Annotated in this window: 2 protein-coding genes; both read right to left on the reverse strand. The window is 43.6% G+C overall.

Going from position 1 to position 2040, the window contains the following annotated elements; translation table 11 throughout:
- Positions 1-70 precede the first annotated feature (70 nt).
- A complete protein-coding gene (locus F6K37_RS39705) occupies positions 71-586 on the reverse strand; it encodes an AAA family ATPase (protein ID WP_353839076.1) in 516 nt (171 codons plus the stop codon).
- Complete coding sequence (locus tag F6K37_RS39710) at positions 574-1941, reverse strand: trypsin-like peptidase domain-containing protein (protein ID WP_287256764.1); 1368 nt, start codon at positions 1939-1941, stop codon at positions 574-576. Before F6K37_RS39710 ends, F6K37_RS39705 begins: the two co-directional genes overlap by 13 nt.
- Positions 1942-2040 lie beyond the last annotated feature (99 nt).

Consider the following 2040-nt stretch of genomic DNA (forward strand, 5'->3'; position numbering starts at 1 on the left):
TCTTTGTACAAAGATGGCCTTCCTTTGATGAAACGACTAATTCAAGCTCGTTGCTCTATTACTGCTCCTCCTACTCTTCCGATACCTCTCTAAACCTGACCAAACGTCTTTCCAAAAGAGCCACACCCTTATCAATTTCATCAATTAACACCACCGTTAGGGTTTCACTCCGAAATGCATTGCCTAACGGGCCCCAACGTACATAGGTCTCGGGATTACTAATACGGGGGATATCCTCTGGTTTAATTATGCCGGTTGCGGCTAACTGAGCATCCCGCAAACGAGCCACAGTATCATAGATGTAAAGACCATCCTTTGCCCGAGTAGTGGATTTGACAGCCCAGACTCTCAAAGGCAAGTTGAGCTCATAAGCCACAGCATGAGCCAAGCGGGTTTTACCACATCCCGGTTCCCCTTTCAGTAGCAAAGGGCGTTCCAGGTAGATCGCTAAATTGACTGCTTCAATTAATTCCCGACTAGGTAGATAAGGATACAACAATTGTCCCTTGCTGTCTCGTTCTCCAGGCTGCGGTTGTAGTGCTGGATCACCGGTATATTCTGGTTTTGGGTTGTTCAGAGTCTCCACCGTTGCTTTACGTCGTTAAACCAATCAACGCCACAGCGATCGCATATTTCTGCCAGTACATACTCTGGAATACCATTATCGCTATTTTCTAGAACGACTTTAACAGTTTCATCTACCTCATGGGTAAATTCGATCGGTAATTCCTCAGATTCTCGCATCATCCAGTCAATCAACTCATCTTCATCAAATTGATTAATCTTGGCAGATTTGACTGGCATGTGGGGTTGAGTACGGTCTATTTTATCAGAAAATATAGCATCCAAATTCCCGACATTGCCTTCGTAGTCTACTAAAAACATCAATAATTTGAATCGACTGGCACTAGGGTTAACCTGGCGAGCGTTAGTTGCCAAAGGTGTCCAGAATTCACGGATCAGTTGATCTAAATAGGCTTCTGACATAACATTTACATCATGGAAGACCAGTAGCACATTCTGGGTTTGCCAGTAGCGATAAACTCGTTCAGTAATAGCAGTAACTGACGCTCCCTTTCCCCACAAACCAACCTGATTACCGAGTTCACGCCAAAGGGTTTTGATATCCGTTCTGCGGACTTTTCGCGCTAAATTAACTTTGATAACTTTGCCAGTAATACTATTAGGCAGATGTTTTTCTACTAAGCGATTCAATAACCAACGTTGTCCGTATTCTGGATAGCCATGAATTAAAAAAGCCGCTACAGACTGTTTTCGGATTAACCTAAAAAATAAGCGTTCCTGATCCTCGTAACCAAGCTTTACTAATACCTTATAAAGCTGATCACCATCTAAAACCCGCCAAATTCTATCAAGAGCACCAATGGATATGGCTAAACCAGTTTTACCCTCTCCTTGTCGATGGCTAACTACCCCCAAAAGCTCACCACTAGCTTCATCCACCACCGGCGAACCACTATAACCAGGCTGTAGCCCATAGTCATCAACAATGCGCAAATCCCAAGCTTGAATTCTTTCCCATGCTTGTTTCAACTGTAATCTCACTTGCTGCCCTAGGGTACCGTGCAGTGGTCGGATTAAATGGTCCTTAGCAAATAATTGAAAGCCAGCGGTTAGGAAAGAGTTACCCTTCTCAGCAAATCCTTCTTGTCGGTGTAATTCTGGCTTATTCCAAAGTCCATCTACTCTCAACACTGCCAAATCCAATCCATCATCTTCCCCAGAAGCAATCACCGTGCCAGGTATGCCATCAGCTTTGACATTCTCTGGTCCACCAACATCTTTCACCACATGAGCACAAGTCAACAAGAAAGCGGTGCCACTAACCTGGCGCATCACAAAACCAGTGCCAAAACGATTGATTTTAGGGTCACGACTGGTAATTAAAACCACCGATTCCTGTAGTTCTTCTGGGGTCATTTTTAATTAATCTTTTGGTTTCAGTACCAGTTTCACTTTCAGGTTAGCATTTGCCGCTGACCTAGTAATATATAAATTTCCTTCTCCTTCAAAACTAAA

It is taken from the genome of Moorena sp. SIO4E2 (genome assembly GCF_010671945.1).
Classification (GTDB): Bacteria; Cyanobacteriota; Cyanobacteriia; order Cyanobacteriales; family Coleofasciculaceae; genus Moorena; species Moorena producens.